The 18,200-nt window shown below is 73.7% G+C and carries 19 protein-coding genes; 6 read left to right on the top strand and 13 right to left on the bottom strand.

Going from position 1 to position 18,200, the window contains the following annotated elements:
• Positions 1-106 precede the first annotated feature (106 nt).
• The gene (locus F6W97_RS22880) at positions 107-688 is read right to left on the bottom strand and encodes a DUF305 domain-containing protein (RefSeq protein WP_155372459.1); all 582 of its coding nucleotides are present in this window, start codon (positions 686-688) and stop codon (positions 107-109) included.
• A 129-nt stretch (positions 689-817) separates the two neighbouring features.
• Positions 818-1,636, bottom strand: coding sequence for a lytic polysaccharide monooxygenase (locus tag F6W97_RS22875; RefSeq protein WP_155372458.1), 819 nt, complete (start codon positions 1,634-1,636; stop codon positions 818-820).
• Between the two features lie 269 nt (positions 1,637-1,905).
• Here F6W97_RS22875 and F6W97_RS22870 point away from each other — a divergent pair, with 269 nt between their 5' ends.
• Positions 1,906-3,303, top strand: a complete 1,398-nt coding sequence (locus F6W97_RS22870; RefSeq protein WP_155372457.1) for a serine/threonine-protein kinase — start codon at positions 1,906-1,908, stop codon at positions 3,301-3,303.
• A 112-nt stretch (positions 3,304-3,415) separates the two neighbouring features.
• On the opposite strand, the gene F6W97_RS22865 is transcribed toward F6W97_RS22870, so the two are convergent.
• Positions 3,416-4,333, bottom strand: a complete 918-nt coding sequence (locus tag F6W97_RS22865) for a LysR family transcriptional regulator (RefSeq protein ID WP_155372456.1) — start codon at positions 4,331-4,333, stop codon at positions 3,416-3,418.
• Positions 4,334-4,405: 72 nt separating this feature from the next.
• On the opposite strand from F6W97_RS22865, the gene F6W97_RS22860 reads away from it, so the two are divergent.
• Positions 4,406-5,314 carry a cyclase family protein gene (locus tag F6W97_RS22860; RefSeq protein ID WP_155372455.1) on the top strand — a complete coding sequence of 303 codons (909 nt, stop codon included), beginning with the start codon at positions 4,406-4,408 and terminating at the stop codon, positions 5,312-5,314.
• 25 nt (positions 5,315-5,339) lie between these two features.
• Positions 5,340-5,636: a CBU_0592 family membrane protein gene (locus tag F6W97_RS22855; protein WP_196279277.1), complete on the top strand. Its 297-nt coding sequence runs from the start codon at positions 5,340-5,342 to the stop codon at positions 5,634-5,636.
• Here F6W97_RS22855 and F6W97_RS22850 read toward each other — a convergent pair.
• From F6W97_RS22850 to F6W97_RS40215, 4 genes are all read right to left on the bottom strand, one after another.
• Positions 5,621-6,913 carry an RNA polymerase sigma factor gene (locus tag F6W97_RS22850; protein WP_230686980.1) on the bottom strand — a complete coding sequence of 431 codons (1,293 nt, stop codon included), beginning with the start codon at positions 6,911-6,913 and terminating at the stop codon, positions 5,621-5,623. The two genes, F6W97_RS22855 and F6W97_RS22850, sit on opposite strands and share 16 nt — an antisense overlap.
• Positions 6,913-7,278 (bottom strand): YciI family protein, encoded by a 366-nt coding sequence (locus tag F6W97_RS22845; protein ID WP_155372454.1) that lies wholly within the window; start codon positions 7,276-7,278, stop codon positions 6,913-6,915. The genes F6W97_RS22850 and F6W97_RS22845 overlap by 1 nt, the downstream gene beginning before the upstream one ends.
• A 125-nt stretch (positions 7,279-7,403) precedes the next feature.
• Positions 7,404-7,907, bottom strand: a complete 504-nt coding sequence (locus F6W97_RS22840) for a GNAT family N-acetyltransferase (RefSeq protein WP_155372453.1) — start codon at positions 7,905-7,907, stop codon at positions 7,404-7,406.
• 33 nt (positions 7,908-7,940) lie between these two features.
• Positions 7,941-8,660, bottom strand: coding sequence for a sulfite exporter TauE/SafE family protein (locus F6W97_RS40215; RefSeq protein WP_196279276.1), 720 nt, complete (start codon positions 8,658-8,660; stop codon positions 7,941-7,943).
• 135 nt (positions 8,661-8,795) lie between these two features.
• On the opposite strand from F6W97_RS40215, the gene F6W97_RS40210 reads away from it, so the two are divergent.
• Complete coding sequence (locus tag F6W97_RS40210; protein ID WP_196279275.1) at positions 8,796-9,014, top strand: hypothetical protein; 219 nt, start codon at positions 8,796-8,798, stop codon at positions 9,012-9,014.
• Positions 9,015-9,146: 132 nt separating this feature from the next.
• Here F6W97_RS40210 and F6W97_RS22830 read toward each other — a convergent pair whose 3' ends face one another.
• From F6W97_RS22830 to F6W97_RS22805, 6 genes are all read right to left on the bottom strand, one after another.
• Entirely contained in the window at positions 9,147-10,193 is a 1,047-nt protein-coding gene (locus F6W97_RS22830; RefSeq protein WP_155372451.1) for a DivIVA domain-containing protein, read from the bottom strand.
• Positions 10,194-10,359: 166 nt separating this feature from the next.
• Positions 10,360-12,117, bottom strand: a complete 1,758-nt coding sequence (locus F6W97_RS22825) for an aldehyde ferredoxin oxidoreductase C-terminal domain-containing protein (protein ID WP_155372450.1) — start codon at positions 12,115-12,117, stop codon at positions 10,360-10,362.
• Positions 12,114-13,109 carry an aldo/keto reductase gene (locus F6W97_RS22820; RefSeq protein WP_155372449.1) on the bottom strand — a complete coding sequence of 332 codons (996 nt, stop codon included), beginning with the start codon at positions 13,107-13,109 and terminating at the stop codon, positions 12,114-12,116. Before F6W97_RS22820 ends, F6W97_RS22825 begins: the two co-directional genes overlap by 4 nt.
• A 22-nt stretch (positions 13,110-13,131) precedes the next feature.
• Positions 13,132-13,728 (bottom strand): LutC/YkgG family protein, encoded by a 597-nt coding sequence (locus F6W97_RS22815; protein WP_155372448.1) that lies wholly within the window; start codon positions 13,726-13,728, stop codon positions 13,132-13,134.
• Entirely contained in the window at positions 13,715-15,163 is a 1,449-nt protein-coding gene (locus F6W97_RS22810; protein WP_155373068.1) for a lactate utilization protein B, read from the bottom strand. Before F6W97_RS22810 ends, F6W97_RS22815 begins: the two co-directional genes overlap by 14 nt.
• A gap of 102 nt (positions 15,164-15,265) precedes the next feature.
• On the bottom strand, positions 15,266-15,946 hold the full coding sequence (locus tag F6W97_RS22805) for a (Fe-S)-binding protein (protein ID WP_155372447.1): 681 nt from the start codon (positions 15,944-15,946) through the stop codon (positions 15,266-15,268).
• A gap of 124 nt (positions 15,947-16,070) precedes the next feature.
• Here F6W97_RS22805 and F6W97_RS22800 point away from each other — a divergent pair, with 124 nt between their 5' ends.
• Together F6W97_RS22800 and F6W97_RS22795 are read left to right on the top strand one after the other, a co-directional pair.
• Positions 16,071-17,378, top strand: coding sequence for an enolase C-terminal domain-like protein (locus tag F6W97_RS22800; RefSeq protein ID WP_155372446.1), 1,308 nt, complete (start codon positions 16,071-16,073; stop codon positions 17,376-17,378).
• On the top strand, positions 17,371-18,108 hold the full coding sequence (locus F6W97_RS22795; RefSeq protein WP_155372445.1) for an SDR family NAD(P)-dependent oxidoreductase: 738 nt from the start codon (positions 17,371-17,373) through the stop codon (positions 18,106-18,108). Before F6W97_RS22800 ends, F6W97_RS22795 begins: the two co-directional genes overlap by 8 nt.
• Positions 18,109-18,200 lie beyond the last annotated feature (92 nt).

The raw sequence follows: 18,200 nt of genomic DNA, 5'->3' as shown, positions 1-18,200 counted from the left end.
GCAGGAATCAGCCGAGGCTCCGCCCATGCTGCCAGAGCAGCGCGGACGGAGCCTCGGACACGGCGGCCGGGGGACCTTCGGGCGCCGGGTCGGCCTGGTCGCGGGGTCAGGCCGCGACCAGGCCCAGCATCTGCTTGATCTGTTCGGTGCGGGACAGACTGATCCGGTTGGCGAGGTCCTTGACCTTCTCGTTGAGGCCGCTGTCGGTCTCCATACGGGCCATCTCGACGGCGTTGTGCTGGTGGCCGATCAGCAGGTTCAGGAACGTCGTCTGGAACTGTCCGCCGGTCGCCTTGCGCAGCGCCGCCATCTCGTCCGCGCCGGTGATCGGCAGGCCGCCGTGCGAGGCGTGCGCGTTCGGGTCGTGACCCGCGGTCGTCGGCTCGCCCCACCCGGTCAACCAGCCCTGCATGACCTCCAGCTCCGTGGTCTGGGTGACCTCGATCGCGCCCGCGAGCTGCGCCACCTCCTCGCTGGTCCCGCGCGTGCGAGCGAGTTTGACCAGCTCCAGGCCCTGCGTGTGGTGGGCGACCATCATCTGCAGGTACATCACGTCGGTCGAGTTGAACGTCGCGCCGGCCTCGGGCGCCGACGGCGGCCGGTACGCCACCGGTTCGGGTGCCGCGGTGCCGCAGGCGGCCAGCAGCGTGAGCGCGGCGGCGGCCAGCGCGAACTTGATCCTTCTCATCGTCACGGTCCTGTTCGGAGACGGCGCGATCGCCGGGTCGGGTGCGGGGGTCTCAGCCGCGGGCAGGGCTGGTGGGCAGGGCAGCCGGTGACCGGCGGGCCGCACGGCGGTGCGGCCCGCCGGAGCCGGTCAGATCGGCAGCCAGAGCGCCAGCGTGTAGTACGAGGGCTCCCAGGTGACGATCGAGGTGTGCGACTGCCGGCAGCGGTAGCGCACACCCTGGTAGCTGATCTCGTCACCGGTCCGGTAGGCCGTGCCCGGGGCCCACTCGCCGGCGGGCGCGCCGGGCCCGGGGCCCGTCGGCCGGGCCGACGGCGACCCGGCCGGGCTCGACGGCCGCACCGTCGGCTGCGCGCTCGGGCGGGCGGTGGGCCGGGCGGTGGGCGACGTGCTGGGCCGGGCCGTCGGCGACGCGGTCGGCGACGGAGCCGGGCCGCCCCCGCCGATCTGCAGGTCGATGCAGTTGTAGAAGGCCATCGGGGTGTCGCCGATGTTCCAGATCGCCAGCAGCGTCTGCCGGCCGCTGAACCCGGCCAGGCTCACCTGGTGCGACACCGTCGCGTTCGGCTGGCGGCCGCCGTCCTCGAAGAACGCGATCCGCCTACCCCCGATGAAGTACTCCCAACTGCTGGTGGAGTGACGCGCGGTCAGCACCCAGTTGAACGTCACCGAGGAGCCGACCGACGTCGCCGGCCAGTTGCGGCTGTCGTCGTTCAGCACGGCGAACTGCGCCAGGCCGCCGTGGCAGTTGCGCTGGCCCTTCGGGCCCTCGACGCTCTGCGGCTCGTACTGGACCGGGCCGCAGCCGGTGACCCTGCCCGACGCGCACAGCGCCTGGCGGCTCGGGGGCGACGACACGTACCCGTGCGCGGACGCGGGCGAGGCGAGCGCCAGCGACGCGGTCACGAGACCCAGCGCCACCAGCGGGTAGGCGACCAGTCTTCGCATGCGGTGAACTCCGTTCCTGCCGGGGGCACGCACGCGTCCGGCAGCCCGGCTGGCGGGACGGCGGCGTGCGGCGGCGGCCGCGGTGCACGGCCGATGCCCGGAACGCTACGGAGAACTCCCTTGTGGAGACCTTAAACGGCCCACAAGATCCGCATAAACCTCGGCCGGACCGGGTCGCCTTCCCGACTCGCGCCACGCTCCGGCGGACGCGTAAGGGTGACATCGGCCGGATTCGGTTTGCGGTCTGGAGAGCCGGGTAGAGCCACCGAATGGGCAGACTCCTGAGCGCCCGGTACCAGATCGACGAGGAGATCGGGCACGGCGGCATGGCCACCGTCTGGAGTGGACGCGACCTGCGTCTACGCCGCCCGGTCGCCGTGAAGATCCTGGACCCGGCACGGTTCGCCGACACCGGCATGCGGCAGCGCTTCTGGCGTGAGGCGCAGGCCGTCGCCGCGCTGCCGCACCCGCACATCGTCGCGGTGTACGACGTCGCCGTCGAGTCCGACGACGCGTACGTGGTGATGGAACTCGTCGACGGGCCCAGCGTGCACACCCTGCTGCAGGACGGCCCGCTGCACCGCGACCAGGCCGTCGGCATCGCCGTGCAGACATGCGCAGCCCTGGCCGCCGCGCACTCGGCCGGCATCGTGCACCGCGACGTGACCGCGGCCAACCTGCTGGTCAACTCGTCGGGCACGGTCAAGGTGTGCGACTTCGGCATCGCCGCCTGGCAGGAGGCGGCGTACCCGTCCCTGATCGCGGGCACCCGCGGCTACACCGCCCCCGAGCAGGCCGCAGGCGGGCCCGTCGACGCGCGCACCGACGTGTTCGGGCTGGGCTGCTCGCTGTACGCGATGCTCACCGGCGCCCCGCCCCCGGCCGGGCACGACGGCGACGGCGTACGCGACGACCTGCTGCGCGCCGGAGTGCCCGAGCCCCTGGCCGAGCTCACCGGACGGCTGACCGCGGCCGACCCCCGGCACCGGCCCGGCAGCGCCGACCAGGTCGCGGCGCAGCTGCTGACGATCGGCGAGGCGATAGTGCCCGACCCGTACGCGACGGCCCAGCTCTCCGACACCCTCATCTCGGCACCGGTGTCACCGTCCGGCGCACGATCGTCGGGCACGCTGGTCGGGGTGGCCTCCGTGCCCCCTCCCCCGCTCTACCGGCCCGAACCAGCGCGCAGGTCCGCAGCCCGCCCGGCACGACCCGACCGCTGGCTGCGGCCGGTGCTGTGGGGGACCGCGGGCGTGCTGGCCATCGTCGCCGGGCTCATGATGATCGTGCTCGCCTCGGCCGGGTCACCGCCCGGCAACGCCGCCGTGGCCGGGCCGTCGGTCCCCGCGAGCGCCTCCCGGGCCGCCGCGCCGCAGCCGTCCGCCGCCCGGCCCGCCGATCAGCTCCGGCAGCTGCGGCAGGAGATAGACCGGCTGGCGCAGACGGGCGGCATCGCCGGCAAGAACGCTGCCGAACTGCGCAAGCAGGTCCAGGACATCGAGAAGCGGTTGCGCAAGGACGGCGACGACGAGGCCGCCGACGAGGCCCGGGACCTGCTGGCCAAGCTGCGGGACATGCGCGGCGACGGCGACCTCTCGGACGGCGCGTACCAGGTGCTGGAGCCTATCGCCGGCCGCCTGGCCTCGGCCCTGTCCGACGCCACCTGACCCTGGACGGCATCCTTCCGCAGCTCGCACGGGCAGTGCGGATGGCAAGGGCACCTTCTACAACGCATAGCGATAAGAAGGTGCCCTTGCTTTGCACGGTGGGTGGGGCTTCCTAGGGGGATGGGGTGGTGGTGTGGGCTTGGGTGGTGAGTGCGGCGGCGACCAGGCGGGCGGCGGGGCTGGGTTCGTGGCGGCCGCGGCGGTGCATCAGGTCGAGGCGGCGGGCGCCCACCAGCGGGGTGGTGATGGCGCGGACCGCCGGATGTTCCTCGGGCAGGGCCAGCGCGGGCACCACGGCGGCGGCCAGGCCGGCCGCGACCACGGCGAGCGCGGCGGGGAACTCCAGGCACTCGTGCCGGCGGTCCAGGGTCAGGCCGTGCTGGGCGCACACCCGGTCGAGCACCCGGCGCACCGCGGTGTCGGGCGGCCCGTCCACCCACGGCCGGTCCCGCAGCACGTCGAGGTCGGTGACAGGACCCCAGCGGCGCGGCACCACGATCCGGTAGGGATCGTCGAACAGCTTCACCGTGCGCAGCCCGGCCGGGTCGCGAGCGGGCGCGGCCGCGTCGGTCTCCGTGATCAGCAGGTCCAGTTCGCCGGTGCGCAGCGCGGCCCGTCCCGGCTCCGGCTCGTACTGCCGGATGCGCAGCGCCACCGCGGGCGCGCTCTGGCCCAGCTCGGCGGCCACTGGGACGACCAGGTGCCGGATCGCGGTCGGGAACGCGCCCACGTTCACCGGCCCGGCGACCTGCCCGGTGAACGCGGCCAGTTCGTGCTCCGCGGCGGCGAGCACCGCCCCGAGCTTCGCGGCGTGGCCCGCCAGCATCCGCCCGGCCGGGGTCAGCCCGGCAGCGCGCCGCCCGCCGAGCTGCGAGCGGTCCAGCAGGGTCACCCCGGTCTCCGCCTCCAGCCGCGCGATGTGCTGCGACACCGCCGACGGGGTCAGATGCAGCACGGACGCCGCGGCGAGCACGCCGCCCGCGTCGGCGACGGCGCGCAGCACGGCGAGGCGGCGCGGGTCGATCTGCATTCAGTCAGGCTACATGCCACATGAAGAGATCGTCGCTTGTGCTGCATGCCGACCGAGGCGGATCATGAGGATATGACCGAGTACCGGGCGTCCTTCGACGCGGACGTGACCTTCCTCAACGGCGGCGGCATCCAGGCGCAGGGCTTCCGCCTCGACGTGCCCGGCCCGGACGTCACCCCCGACGACCTGGCCGCGCTGTTCGTCAGCCACCTCGGCCTGCTGATGGTGGACCAGGTGCGGCTGACCGGGGTCGAGGTCTTCACGGAGGCGCACAAGGGCTCCCGCGGCGGCCCGTCCGCGAACGCCGCCACCAGGCGGCAGACCCGGCTGGTCGACCTGAGCCACGTGATCGAGGCCGGGATGACCACCTACCCCGGGCTGCCCGGTCCGGAGATCATCCCGCACCTGACCCGCGCCGACTCGCGCGGCGTCTACGCCGAGGGCACCGAGTTCACCATCGACCGGATCAGCATGGTCAGCAACACCGGCACCTACGTGGACAGCCCGTTCCACCGCTACGAAGGCGGCGTGGACCTGGCCGGGCTGCCCCTGGAGTCGCTGGCCGACCTGCCCGCCGTGGTGGTCCGGGTGACCGGCACGACCGAGCGGGCGATCACCGCGCAGACCCTCGCGCCCTACGACGTGGCCGGGCGGGCGGTGCTGCTGCACACGGGCTGGGACCGGCACTGGCGCACCGCCGAGTACGGCGTCGCGGCCCCGTACCTGGCCGAGGACGGCGCGAAGCACCTGGTCGACGCCGGGGCCAAGCTGGTCGGCATCGACAGCGTCAACATCGACTGCACCGACGGCAGGACCCGGCCCGCGCACTCGATCCTGCTGCACGCGGGCATCCCCGTGCTGGAGCACCTGACCGGCCTCGGCGAGCTGCCCGTGCACGGCGCCCGGCTGCACGCGGCGCCCGCGCCGGTGCGCGACTTCGGCACGTTCCCGGTGCGCGCGTACGCGCTGGTGCCGCGATGAGCACCCGCTACGGCCGGGCGCGGTCATGAGCGTCGACCTGCTGGTCGAGGTGTTCGGGTGGCTGGGCGCGGCCGCGCTGCTGCTGGCGTACGGGCTGCTGTCCAGCGGGCGGATCGCGGCCGGGACGACGTATCAGCTGCTCAACCTCGCCGGGGCGGTCGCGCTCGCGGTCAACGGCATCGTGCACCGTGCGCTGCCGTCGGTGGCGGTCAACGTCGTCTGGCTCGTCATCGGCCTCGCCGCGCTGCGCGGCCTCGCCGGACGCCGACACGCCCAACGCCGCGCCGCGACCCACGACGAGCCTGCTCAGCCGGGCCGCTGAGTGGGAAGGCGCCTTCTATGACGCGGAGCGTCAAGAAGGCGCCTTCCTTCGTTCTCCGCCGCGCGGGTGGTGAGGTGGCGGCGTTCGGGGAGGTTGGTGGCCAGGGTGGCGGCGGCGCGATAGGAGGCCGCCGCGGCGGTGTGGTCGCCGGACTGTTCGAGCAGGTGGGCTCGGGTGGCCAGGAGGCGGTGGTGGTTGGCCATGCGGGGGTCGGCGGCGAGGGTCGCCAGGAGGTCCAGGCCGGCCTGAGGGCCGTGGACGTGGCCGACGGCGACGGCGCGGTTGAGGGTGACGGCGGGGCTGGGGGCGACCTGTTCCAGTAGGCCGTAGAGGGCGAGGATCTGGGGCCAGTCGGTGTCGGCCATGGCGGGAGCCTCGTCGTGGACCGCGGCGATGGCGGCCTGGAGCTGGTACGGGCCGACCGCGCCGCGGGGCAGGGCCTCGCTGATCAGGGCCACTCCCTCGGTGATCCGGGCCCGGTCCCAGCGGCCGCGGTCCTGGTCGGCCAGGGCCACCAGGCTGCCGTCGGAGCGGGTGCGGGCCGGGCGGCGGGCGTCGGTGAGCAGCATCAGGGCGAGCAGCCCGGCCACCTCGGGGTCGTCGGGCAGCAGGCGGCGCAGCCAGCGGGTCAGGCGGATCGCCTCGTCGGACAGCTGGGGGGCGACGAGGTCGGGGCCGGCCGTGGTGGCGTACCCCTCGTTGAAGATCAGGTAGAGCACCTGCAGCACGGCCCGCAGGCGGCCGTCGCGGTCGGCGGCGTCGGGCATCGCGAACGACGCGCCCGCCGCCTTCACGCTCGCCTTGGCCCGGCTGATCCGCTGCGCCATGGTCGCCGTCGGCACCAGGAACGCCGTGGCGATCTGCTCGGTGCTCAGACCGCCGACCGCGCGCAGGGTCAGCGCGACCTGGCTCGGCGCGGCCAGCGCCGGATGGCAGCACAGGAACAGCAGCGTCAGCGAGTCGTCGCGGTCGGGCTCGGCATCGGCGGGCGCGCCGAGCAGCGCCGACTGCGGCGTGGCGAGGGTGACCGCGTCCTCGCGGCGGCGGCGGGCCGACTCGCTGCGCACCTCGTCCAGCAGGCGGTGCGCGCCGACCGTGATCAGCCAGCCGCGCGGGTTGTCCGGCACGCCGTCGGCCGGCCACTTCGTCGCCGCGACCAGCAGCGCCTCCTGCACCGCGTCCTCGCAGGCGTCGAACATGCCGTAGCGGCGCACCAGCGCGCCGAGGACCTGCGGCGCGAGTTCGCGCAGCAGCTCCTCGACGCGCCGGTCGGTGATCACAGGTCGTTGACCGGCGACTCGTGCAAGACCGGCCACAGCTCGACCGGATCCTGGTCGGTCCACGGCATGTCCGCCGCGATCTCCTCCGCACGCTGCTGGCTCTCGCAGTCGAGCAGGTAGAAGCTCGCGATGTACTCCTTGGTCTCCAGGTACGGCCCGTCGGTCACCGCGGGCTGCCCGTCGACGCGGCGGACCAGCTTCGCCACCGCCGCGTCGGCCAGCCCGTACGCACCCAGCAGCTCGCCGGTCTCCTTGTACTTCGCGTTCCAGGCCTCCTGCTTGGCGACCTCCACCGGGAACGTCTCGGCCGGGATCGACGCCCACTTCTCCTGGTTGCCGTAGATCAAAAGCAGGTACTTCATCGCGGTCTTCCCTCCGGTCCGGCGGGCCCCGTCGGCCCGCCCTTCACCTCACGGACGGAGCCGGCCCGCCGGTCTCTACATCCGCGGGGAAATTCTTCCAAGATTTTTTGCCGGGAACCGGCCGATCAGGAACTCGACAGGTCGTAGCGCCAATCGTTGCTGCGCATGAGGCTGCCCGGCGGGTACTCGAAGTCGTACGGCCCGACCAGCTCGAACCCGGCCTTGCGGCAGATCGCGTTCGAGGGCAGGTTGTCCACGCCCGGGTACGCGTGCAGCCACCGGCGCCGCCCGTCGGCGCGCGCCGCCTCGATCAACTCCTGCGCGGCCGCGACGGCGATGCCCCGGCCCTGGAACTCCGGCAGCACGCTCCAGCCGGTCTCGTACACCTGCTCGCCCTGCCACTCCCGGTCCCAGTGGCCGATGGTGCCGACCGGCTCCCCCGTCGCCGCCAGCGCGACCCGGAACATGCGGCCGTTCGGCAGCGCCAGGTAACGCTGGTGGCGCGCCAGCACCTTCTCCTCGGTCTCCGGGCCGCCGAGGTGCTTCTTCATCTCGGGCGTGTTGATCCGGCGCAGCAGGCCGAGATCGTCGTCGGACCAGGGAACGAGGCGTACCAGTCGATCAGTCACGCCGTCCACCCTGCCTCAACCCTGCGACATCGGCTACCAGGCCGCCTTCGCCAGCGCCGCCGCCGAGCTGACCACGAGGGCGCCCAGCACCATCCGGCGGAACGTGCCCGCGGCGAACCGGGCGAACAGCCGGTTGCCCGCCCAGCCGCCCAGCGCCGCCGCCGGCAGGCCGACCGCCGCGACCAGCAGCGCCCGCGTGCTCAGCAGCCCCGCCAGCAGAAACCCGGCCACCGCGATCGGCGACACCGCGGCGAACAGCAACGCCAGCGTGGCCCGGAACGCGCGCGGCTCCAGCCGCATCGCCTGCAGGGCCGCCACCAGCGGCGGGCCGTTCGTGGCGGTGGCCGTGGTGAGCACCCCGGACAGCAGGCCCGCGCCGCGCAGGGTCCAGCCGCCCGGCGCGAGGTGCCAGCCCCGCCAGACGACCACCGTGCAGCCCAGCGTCACCAGCGCGATCACGGCGACCAGCGCGCCCGACGGCAGCAGTCGCAGCGCCAGCACGCCCAGCGGCAGCCCCGCCAGCACCCAGGGCAGCAGTCGCCGCGTCGCGCCGAGGTCGAGGTGGCGGCGGTGCCCGTACGCGTTGGCCGTGTTCAGGCAGCAGCTCACCATCGTGGCGGCGACCACGGCAGGCTGCGGATCCACGATCATGGCCAGCAGCGGCACGGCCACCAGGGAGAAGCCGAAGCCCGAGATGGCCTGGGCGAACGCCGCCACGGTGAGCACCGCGAAGGCGAGCAGGTACAGGGTCACGGGCGGCACCGTACCCGCAGCGTCACCCCGCCCGCGCGTCCCGTGAACAGAATGTGAACCAGTCCCCATCCGCACCCGGCGGGCGGCGGCGAAACTCGGAGGACGTCGACGGTGATCGTTGCTACCGTCGCGGCCATGACAACGCTGGTTCAGGTCGACCTGAGATCCGGAAACCGGATGCTGACGTGCTGGGTGGAGCCCAAGGTCAGAATCGGTGACCGGATCACGCTGAAGAGCTCCGAGGAGCCGCACCGCCGCTGGGACGTGCTCCGCGTCGGAGCACCGCACGCCTCCACCGACATCCGGCGCGGCTGGAACGGCGACCTCAAGCGCGGCTGGCGCGAAGCCCGCTGACGCCGCCGTGGGGCACGGTCGGCGACAGGGTGGATGATCGCTGTTCGGTGCCATGAGCTGCGGCCGGACCGCAGCTCATGGCACCGAAGGACGCTCTGCACACCATCGGTCCGGGGTCCGGGCCGGGCCGGCTCACGGGCGCTTGGCGGGAAGGGTCTGCGCGGGGTCGGACGAGCCGGCGGGTTGCGCGTTGGCGGGGTTGGCGCGCTGGTTGCGGGCCCGCTTGCGGCGCGACTTGTTCGACCCGTTGTGGAACCGCTCCACCGGCTCCTCGATGACGGGGTACTCGTCCTCCAGCACCTCCGGCACGGTGTGGTCATCGACCCCCGGCTCGTCGCGCTGCACACCGGCCTCGGCAGGCCCGAGACAGGCGGCCGCGGCGGCATCCTCGCGAGCCCCGTCCACCGGCGCCGCGACCGCGGTCGGGCGGCCCGTTGGCGCCGAACCCGCAGCCTGGCCGTTCGCCGACGCCAGACCCACGGCGCGGGCGTCCGTCGCAGTGGGAACGGGCTCGACGTCGCGTTCGGCCTCAAGATCCGGCGTGAACCCCAGGTCCGACCCCGCCTGCACCGTTGGCACCGGCTCGACGGCGCTCTTGCGGGCTACCCCGTCCACCGGCTGACGGCCGTCCACCCGCTTGCGCTTCTTCTCGGACGCGCTGGCGAACAGTTCCCGCATCCCGACGGTCTCGCGCGGCTCGGGCTCCGGCTCGGCGCTCGCGGCGGCTTCGGCCATGACCTCGGCGATCAGCTCTTCCTTGTCGTGCCTGCGGCGGTGGGCGAGGGCGATCTCGTAGTCGCGGGTGGCGTTGTACGCCTCGTCCTCGGCCTTCTGCCGAACCTCGCGCGCCTCCTCGTAGGCCTTGCGCAGCACCTCGAACGCCGTGCGGCGCAGCGTTTCGGCCTCCCGCTCGGCCATCCGCAGGATCGCCTGCACCCGGGGGCCGACGCTGGCCAGCGGCCGCGCCTCGGCGAGTTCGGAGGTCAGTTTGGAGATCTCTATCCGGGCGGCGCCGAGCTGGTTCTCCGCCACGGACAGCCGCTGGATCTCCGCGGCGAGCCGGCGCATGCGCCTGGCGGTGTCCTCGACGTAGGCGTCCACCTCGTCCATGGAGTATCCCCACAGCGCGGTGGTGAACAAGTCATCACTGCGCACCTGGTCAGCGGCGGTCCGAGCCATGACGTAAGCCTAGGCAACGACCCCTGCTCCCCCGAGCCGAATCCGGCGATTCGCGCATTCCGGTCTGGACCAGATCACGGAAGGCGTGAAGATCGTCGCGATGCGATGCGATGCGATGCGACGACGCGACGGCGACGGTGGTCGGGGGCTAGGGCTGGCGCGCGTGTCAGGTCGTGGTGGTGCGCCAGTGGTGGTGCAGCGCCCGCACCGCGGCGGAGAACTCGGCCCGGTCGAGGGCCGCTCCGCGGTGCGCACCGGTGGCCACGGGTTCGTCGAAGAACCTGGCGGGCAGGGTCCCGGCGGGCACGCCGAGCCGGTCGTTGATCTCCTGCTGGGCGCGCAGCCGGTCCCGGCCGAGGGCGAACACCTGCTCCGGGGTGATCGGACGGCCGGAGGTGGCCCGGACCAGCTCGCAGACGCGGTCGAGGGTGAGCGGCCGGGTCGGCGTGCTGGCGAACGGGCAGATCAGCAGCGCGTCCAGGCCGCTCCACAGGTCGGCCAGGCGCAGCGTGCGCGCGACGTCCAGGGTGGACGCGGGCGCGGGCACCGACAGCCCGATCCGCTCGGCCTCGCCGTAGCAGTGCGGCAGGCCGTACACCGGGTCGAAGTCGAGGTCGTGCTCCACGGCGTCGTAGCGCGGGCCGATCGGCGCGGCCGCGTACATCAGTCCCAGGCCGGGCTGGGCGCGCGGGTCGAACGGCGGCAGCTCGACCCCGCGGCTGGTCATCGCGAGTTCGGGCGCGCCGATCCGGGCGGCCAGCGCCGCCGCGCCCACCCCCAGCGGATGCCCCGGCCGAGCGGCCCGCTCGACCAGCTCGACGAGCAGCTCGGCGGCCCCGAAGCCGGCTCCCGGCGGCAGCTCCTCGGCCAGCCAGGACGGCAGCGAGCCGCGATCGGCGGCTTCGAACACGCAGGCCAGGGTGCCGCCGAGCGACACCGGGTCGAGGCCCAGGTCCTGGCAGCGGGCGTTGGCGGCGAGGATCGCGCCGAGGTCGCCGATACCGAGGTTCGGACCGAGCATCGCCACGGCCTCCTGGTGCAGGCCCGCGCCCGCGTACCCCTTGACGCAGTCGTTGGGGCAGCCGGGACAGCCGCCGCCGGACCAGGTCGCGAACGCGGCGTAGCGGTCGGGGTGCAGGCCGGGCCAGGACGCGGGGGCGGTGGCGGTGTCGGCGAAGTTGCGCACCGCCGCCGCGCCGGGCTCGGCCGACGTGCCCGGCCAGGCCCCGAAACCCGGGGCTGCGAGCTGCCAGCCGGCCAGCGGGTGGTCCGGCATCTCCCGGCGGTACGCGGTGAACAGCGCCTGCGCGGCGAGCACGTCGTGCGGCCACGGGGCGGAACCGGACGGCACGCAGACAACGGCCTTGATGCGCCGCGCGCCGAGCACCGCCCCGAACCCGAGCCGGGGCAGCGGGAACGAGCCGCAGGTGACGACGTCGGCGTAGCGCGCCCCGGCCTCGCCCGCCGGCCCGATCACCGCGACGGCGGCGTCGCGCCCGTGCCGGGCCAGCAGGGTCTCGGTGGCCTGCCCGGTCTCCATCCCCCACAGCTCGCCCGCCGGGAGCACAGCGGCCCGTCCGGCCGCGACGACGACATAGGACGGCTGGACGGCAGACCCGGTCAGGCTGATGCCGGTGATCCCCGCCGCGCGCATGCCCGCCGCGTACGGGCCTTCGGCCCGGGTCTCGGCGACCGCGCCGGACAGCGGCGAGACGCCGACGGCGGCGACGCGCGCCGTGCCGACCGCGCCGAGCCCGGCGACGGTGCTGGTGACCAGCGCGACGGGCAGCCGCGGATCGGCCGGGTCGACCAGCCCGTCCAGCGCCTTGTACAGCGTGGACAGTGCCTGCAGCGGCCCGCCCCAGCCGACCGCCGGCTCGGTGTACTGGCCACCGCTGTCCAGGTCGAGATGCAGGTACGTCATGCGGGGACCGGGGCGTCGGGGCGCAGCAGGCCCTCGTCGACCAGCTCGGCCCACAGCTGCGCGGGCGGCGCGGGCAGGGCGAACCACTCGGCGCTGCGCTCGACGTGGCTCGGCTTGCCCGCGCCGACCACGACCGACGCGACGGCCGGGTGCGCGGCCGCGAACGCGAGCGCGGCCTGCGGCAGGGTCACCCCGTGGCGGCGGCACGCGGTGGCGATGCCCTGCGCGCGGGCCAGGATGCCGGCGGGCGCGGCGCCGTACTCGTACGGCCGGGTCTCGTCGGGCCACTCCACGGCCAGCAGGCCGCTGTTGAACACGCCGACGTTGAGCACCGAGATGCCACGAGTGACGCAGGCGGGCAGGATGTCGTCGAGTGCGGGCTGCTCCAGCAGCGTGTACCGCCCGGCGACCATCAGCGCGTCCACATCGGTCTCGTGCGCGAAGCGCGCCAGCGTCGCCGGGTCCTTGGAGCCGACGCCGATCGCGCCGACGACACCCTCGCGGCGCAGCCCGTCCAGCGCCGGGTACGCCTCGCGCAGCGCCCGGTCGGGGTCCGGGCTCTCCTCCGGGTCGTGCATCAGCACGATGTCGACGCGGTCGTGGCCGAGCCGGGACAGGCTCTGCTCGATGCTGCGGCGCACCCCGGCGGCGCTGTAGTCCCACACCCGCCGCCGGGTCGCGGGCACCGCGAAGCCGTTGGCCATGTCGTCGCCCGCGCCGTCGGGTTCGTCGACGAGGATCCGGCCGACCTTGGTGGAGACGACGTACTGCTCGCGCGGCCGCCCGGCCAGGGCCCGGCCCAGCCGCTGCTCCGACAGGCCCAGCCCGTAGTGCGGTGCGGTGTCGAAGTACCGGATGCCCGCCTGCCAGGCGGCGTCGACGGTGGCCGCGGCCTGCTCGTCCGGGACGGCCCGGTAGAGGTTGCCGATGGACGCCGCGCCGAACCCGAGCGCGCTGACCGCGACCTTGGAGCCGCCTAGCGCTTTGGTCATGGTGGATCGCCTTTCCGTGTGCTCAGGGATGTACGCAGACGATGTCGAGGCGGCGCGGACCGTGCACGCCCTCGACCCGGTTCAGCTCGATGTCACTGGTCGCCGACGGCCCGGAGATCATCGTCAGGGGTCGGCGGGGATCGGGCAGCGCGGCGATCATGTCGGGCACGTCGGCGACGATCTGCTCGTCGCGTACCACGCAGACGTGGTGGTCCGGGACCAGTGTCAGCAGCCGCCGGCCCTGCCCCGGCCCGGCGTCGAGCACGATCGTGCCGGTCTCCGCGATCGCCACCGCACACCCGGTGAGCACGGACAGCCCGGCTTCGTCCAGCTCAACCGCCGTCAGCCCGGCCTCGTCCAGCTCGGCCGCCGTCAGCGCGGCGGCTCGCCCGTCCCGAGCCGATCCGGGCCGAGCCGCCTGTGCGACCGCCGGGCCGTCCAGGAGGGCCGGCATGGTCAGCGCGGCGGTCCACGCGTCCGGCAGGCCCGGCGGCAGCACCACCTTGGACGCTCCGGCCAGCAGACCGGCGAGCACCGCGGGCAGGTCGTCCTCGGTGCAGTGGTGCATCCCGGCGCGGTAGTCGCCCGCCCGCTCGGCGAACAGCTCAGGAAGACTCATGGGTGCGCCTCCACCAGTCTCGGAACGACTCGGCCGCGGGCAGCGGCGCGTCGCGGTGCGCGGTCCACGCCGACAGCGGCCACGGCGCGCGCCGCAGCGTGCCGCCCCGGCGGCGGGTGAGGGCGCGCAGCGGCGCGGCCCCGGACCGGGCGGCCCGCAGCGCGGCGCGCCACCGCCGCCGGTCGCGCATCACCCAGCTCAGTGTCGACATCGCGGCCCGCTCGGCGGCCGGTTTCGAGCCGGTCTGGCGCAGGTGCACCAGGATCTCCGGAATGTTGATCTTCACGGGGCAGACGTCGTAGCAGGCCCCGCACAGCGTCGAGGCGTACGGCAGGGTCTTGTTGAACCCCGCGTCCTGCCCGGTGAGCTGCGGCGACAGGATCGCCCCGATCGGTCCGGGGTAGACCGAGCCGTAGGCGTGGCCGCCCGCGCGCTCGTACACCGGGCACACGTTGAGGCAGGCCGAGCAGCGGATGCAGCGCAGCGCCGCCCGGCCGACCGGGTCCTGCGCGACCTGGGTGCGGCCGTTGTCCAGCAGCACGATGTGCAGCCGCTGCGGCCCGTCACCGGGCGTCACCCCGGTGAAGATCGAGGTGTACGGGTTCATCCGCTCCCCGGTCGACGAGCGCGGCAGCAGCCGCAGGAAGTCGCCGAGGTCGGCGAAGCGGGGCAGCAGCTTCTCCACGCCCACGACCGCGATCAGCGTCTCCGGCAGGGTCAGGCACATCCGCCCGTTGCCCTCCGACTCGACGATGACCAGCGACCCGGTCGCAGCGATCGCGAAGTTGGCCCCGCACACCGCCACCTTCGCGGCGAGGAACGTGCGGCGCAGGTACTCGCGCGCCGCCCCGGCCAGCACCGCGGGTTCGTCCGACGTGGCGGTGAACCCGGGCATGCGCCGCGCGAACAGGTCCCGGATCTGGCTGCGGTTGTAGTGGATCGCCGGGACCAGGATGTGCGACGGGGTGTCGTCGGCGAGCTGCACGATCAGCTCGGCCAGGTCCGTCTCGATCGGCGTGATGCCCGCGGCCTCAAGAGCCTCGTTCAGCCCGATCTCCTGCGTGGCCATCGACTTGATCTTCACCACGCTCTCGGCCCGCTGCTCCTTCACCAGCTCGGTCACGATCGCGTTCGCGTGCGCGGCGTCCGTCGCGTGGTGCACCGTCGCCCCGGCCGCGACCGCCGCCGCCTCGAATCGCGCCAGCAGCTCCGACAGGTTGTCCAGCACCTCGTCCTTGACCGCCGCGGCCCGATCCCGCATCGGCTCCCAGTCGGCGACCTCGGCCACCACCCGCGCCCGCTTGTCGCGAATGGTCCGCGTGGCCCGCCCCAGATTCGCCCGCAGCTGCGCATCCCCCAGCTCACGCTCCGCCGCCACCGCAAACGGCGTGATCGCCACGATCGGCAGCTCCCTACTCACCGTCCCCACCCCCATGATCGCGACGATCTTGCGCGAACTGTTGCCCATCTGCCCGGATAGTGCGTGTCGTCCCCACAGTCCACGCAAGATCGTCGGCTCGGGGAGGGGGTGGGGGGGTCATGGGTGGGCTCCGGTGGTGGCGAGGATTTCGGCGTAGTGGATCGGTTTGGGGGCGGCGGGGTGGCGGGCGAGGCCGCCGCCGATGTGGGCCAGGCAGGAGTTGTCGGCGGCGGCGAGGTATTCGGCGCCGGTGGTGGCGGCGTTGGCGCATTTGTCGGCGAGCATGGCGCCGGAGACGGCGGCGTTCTTGAGGGCGAAGGTGCCGCCGAAGCCGCAGCACTGCTCGGGTTCGGGCAGGTCGATGAGTTGCAAACCCTTGACGGCGCGCAGCAGGGTGGTGGGGCGGTCGCCGAGGCGGAGTGCTCTCAGGCCGTGGCAGGTCGGGTGGTAGGTGACGCGGTGCGGGAAGGTCGCGCCCACGTCGGTCACGCCGAGCACGTCGATCAGCAGCTCGGACAGCTCGTAGGCGGGTAGGCCGGTGTGGGCGCGCAGGTGGGCGACGCAGGAGCCCGAGGGGGAGACGATTACGTCGTGGCCGGCGAACGCGGCCCCGGTGAGGCGCTCCAGTCGGCGGGCGGGCGCCGCGTAGCCGGTGTTGGCGTGCATCTGGCCACAACACGACTGAGCGTCCGGGAACGCGACGGTGTGGCCGAGCCGTTCCAGCACCGTCACCGTCGCGATACCGGCCTGCGGGAACAGCGCGTCGTTGAGACATGTGACGAACAGTGCGATCCGCACGGAGCGACCCCTCCTCCCTTGACGATGTCTTGCTCTTGAGGCTAGATCCTATAGGATCCAGGATGTAGCCGGAAGGAGCCAACCACATGCCGACCCACCACTGCCCACCCCGCGGCGCGGCGCGATGAAGGTCATTGATCTGCGCGTACGCGACATCCGCTTCCCCACCTCACGCCACCTCGACGGCTCCGACGCGATGAACCCGGATCCCGACTACTCGGCCGCCTACGTCGAGCTGGTCACCGACGGCGACACCGACGGGCACGGCTTCACCTTCACCATCGGGCGGGGCAACGACATCTGCGCCGCGGCAATCGAAGCGCTTCGACCGTATGTGGTGGGCCAGGATCTGGACACCCTCGACCTCGGGGAGTTCGGCCGCCGGCTCACCCACGACTCGCAGCTGCGCTGGCTCGGCCCGGAGAAGGGCGTCATGCACCTCGCCGCCGGCGCGGTCGTCAACGCCGCCTGGGACCTGGCCGCGCGCCGGGCCGGGCAGCCGCTGTGGCGCTACCTGACCAGCCTGTCCCCCGACACGATCGTCGACTGCGTGGACTGGCGCTACCTCACCGACGCGCTGACCCCCGAGGCCGCCCACGACCTGCTCAGCGCACGTGCGCCGGGCCGGGCCGCGCGAGCCGAGGAGATCGCCGCCGACGGCTTCCCGGCGTACACCACCTCGGCGGGCTGGCTCGGCTACGACGACGCGAAGGTGACCCGGCGGGCGCTGCGCGCGGTGGCCGACGGGTTCTCCATGGTGAAGCTGAAGGTCGGCGCGGACCTCGACGACGACCTCCGCCGGTTCACCGCCGCGCGGCAGGCGCTCGGCCCGGACTTCCCGATCGGCATCGACGCCAACCAGCGGTGGGGCGTCGGCGAGGCGATCGGCTGGGTGAGCGCCCTGGGCCACCTGAACCCGTACTGGATCGAGGAGCCGACCAGCCCCGACGAGATCCTCGGCCACGCGGCCATCCGCACCGGGCTGTCCCAGGCCGGACCCGGCGGCACCCCGATCCGGGTGGCCACCGGCGAGCACGTGCACAACCGCATCATGTTCAAGCAGCTGCTGCAGGCCGACGCGGTGGACGTGGTGCAGCTCGACGCGGCCCGGGTCGGCGGCGTCAACGAGAACCTGGCGATCCTGCTGCTGGCCGCGGCGTACGGCAAGCCGGTCTGCCCGCACGCGGGCGGGGTCGGCCTGTGCGAGCTGGTGCAGCACCTGTCGTTCTTCGACTACACCTCGGTGGCCGCCGCCCTGGACGGCCGGATGATCGAGTACGTGGACCACCTGCACGAGCACTTCGCCGACCCGGTCCGCATCGTGAACGGCCGGTACGCCGCGCCCGAAGCGCCCGGCTTCTCGGCCAGGATGCACGAGGAGTCCCTGCTCCGCTACAGCTTCCCCGACGGTCCGGAGTGGAAGAATGACTGAGTTCTCAGGCCTGGTCGCCGCGATCACCGGCGGCGCGTCGGGCATCGGCGCGGCGATCGCCGATCTGCTTGCCGACCGCGGCGCGGCGGTGGCGGTGCTCGACCGCGCGCCCGCCGAGGGCGGCCGGCACCTGGCCGTCACCGCCGACGTCACCGCGCCGCTGGACGCCGCGATGGCCCGGGTCGTGAGCACCCTGGGCAGCCTCGACATCCTCGTCAACTGCGCCGGGATCAGCGCCGTCGGCACGGTCGAGGAGGCCGCCGACGAAGAGTGGCAGCGCTGCCTGGACGTCAACGTCGTCGGCATCGCCCGCGCCAGCCGGGCCGCGCTGCCGTTCCTGCGCGGCTCGAAGAGCGGCGTGATCGTGAACATCTCCTCGATCGCCGCGACGGCCGGCCTGGTGAACCGGGCCGTCTACTCGGCGACCAAGGGGGCTGTGCACGCGCTGACCCTGGCCATGGCCGCCGACCTGGTCGGCGAGGGCATCCGCGTGGTCAGCGTCGCCCCCGGCACGGTCGACACCCCCTGGGTGGCCCGGCTGCTGGCCGGAGCCGACGACCCGGCCGAGGAGAAGCGCAAACTCGCCGCCCGCCAGCCCACCGGCCGCCTGGTCACCGCCGACCAGGTCGCCGAGGCCGTCGCCTACCTCGCCTCCCCCCGCTCGGGCGCCACCACCGGCACCTCACTCGCCGTCGACGGCGGCATGAGCGGCCTCCGCCTGATCCGCTGACCCCCCATCCGGCGGCGTGGCCCCTACACACGGGCGACGCCGCCCTTTCTCTGCCGCAACTCTTGAAGAGTCGCGGCCTCAGGGGCGCGGCA

This window comes from Catellatospora vulcania, assembly GCF_009720385.1.
Lineage (GTDB): Bacteria > Actinomycetota > Actinomycetes > Mycobacteriales > Micromonosporaceae > Catellatospora > Catellatospora vulcania.
Note: the sequence above shows the minus strand (reverse complement) of the source record. Positions and strands in the feature narration are given on the sequence as shown.